Source organism: Neobacillus pocheonensis, assembly GCF_050477905.1.
In the GTDB taxonomy this organism is placed as follows: domain Bacteria; phylum Bacillota; class Bacilli; order Bacillales; family Cytobacillaceae; genus Neobacillus; species Neobacillus pocheonensis_A.
This window is the reverse complement of record NZ_JBCNAD010000131.1, coordinates 1-1029: the sequence shown is the minus strand read 5'-3', so window position 1 is coordinate 1029 and position 1029 is coordinate 1. Positions and strand designations below refer to the sequence as shown.

Here is a 1029-nt window from a genome sequence, read left to right as displayed (position 1 = left end):
TGCATCGACCGTTGCTCGATCTGTGTTACTGCTCGTATACACCGTTCCTGTACTGCTTGCTGTAACATCCTTCAGATTGCCGTCTCCCATCGTTGCGGTTACCGTCAACTGCTGAGTTGCTCCTGCTGTCAATGTTACAGTACCTGGGACCACTGCCACGCTGCTAATCTCATTTGCCGGGTTTTTCTCTACCGTCACTACGATTGTCGATTGGTAGGTTCCGTTCTTAGCCGTGATCGTTACCGTACCTGCCGTAGCAGTACCAGGAATTGTGATTTTCCCTTCTGCATCGACCATTGCTCGCGCTGAGTTACTGCTCGTATACATGGTTCCTGCACTGCTCGCCGTCACATCCTTCAGACTGCCGTCTCCCATCGTTGCGGTTACCGACAACTGCTGGGTCGCTCCTGCTGTCAATGTCACTGTGCCTGGGGTCAATGCCAAGCTCTTTATCTCATTCGCTAGGTTTTTCCCTACCGTCACTATGACTGTCGATTGGTAAGTTCCGTTCTTAGCCGTGATCGTTACTGTACCTGCCGTAGCCGTACTCGGAATTGTAATTTTCCCTTCTGCATCGACCGTTGCTCGATCCGTGTTACTGCTCGTATACACCGTTCCTGTACTGCTTGCTGTAACATCCTTCAGATTGCCGTCTCCCATCGTTGCGGTTACCGTCAATTGCTGAGTTGCTCCTGCTGTTAATGTTACAGTACCTGGGACCACTGCCACGCTGCTAATCTCATTTGCCGGGTTTTTCCCTACTGTCACTACGACTGTTGATTGATAGATTCCATTCTTCGCCGAAATCGTTACCGTACCTGCCGTAGCAGTACCGGGAATTGTGATTTTCCCTTCTGCATCGACCATTGCTCGCGCTGAGTTACTGCTCGTATACATGGTTCCTGCACTGCTCGCCGTCACATCCTTCAGCCTGCCATCTCCCATCGTTGCGGTTACAGTGAGCTGCTGGATATCTCCTGTTTTCATTGTTGCGGCTTCGGGGTTAATTGCCAAGGATTGAATTTCATT

At 50.6% G+C, this 1029-nt stretch carries 1 protein-coding gene; it reads right to left on the bottom strand.

The features are described from left to right. Nucleotides 1–1029, bottom strand: a 1029-nt coding sequence (locus tag ABES02_RS29990) for an Ig-like domain-containing protein (RefSeq protein WP_430141754.1), incomplete at both ends; no start/stop codon positions are given.